Here is a 203-nt window from a genome sequence, read left to right on the forward strand (position 1 = left end):
ATGAGGGCGCAAAGTTCTGGGCCAAGGTTCTCAGCGATCTGCGTAACCGAGGCGTCCAGGACATCCTCATCGCCGTCGTGGACGGGCTGAAGGGCTTCCCCCAGGCTATCGAGGCTGCCTTTCCCCAGACGCGCGGGTTCAGACCTGTTGGTGTGGACAGCCTCCCCACGGCACCACAATGTGCCACAATGAGGTTATCAAGG

At 61.1% G+C, this 203-nt stretch carries 1 pseudogene; it reads left to right on the plus strand.

The window, feature by feature from the left end:
- Positions 1-131 (plus strand): annotated as a pseudogene (locus tag C6W91_RS20870) (transposase); the annotation flags it as partial.
- Between the last annotated feature and the right edge of the window lie 72 nt (positions 132-203).

Origin of the sequence: Phaeobacter sp. SYSU ZJ3003, from assembly GCF_041300735.1 — a bacterium.
GTDB classification, from domain to species: domain Bacteria; phylum Pseudomonadota; class Alphaproteobacteria; order Rhodobacterales; family Rhodobacteraceae; genus Phycobacter; species Phycobacter gallaeciensis_A.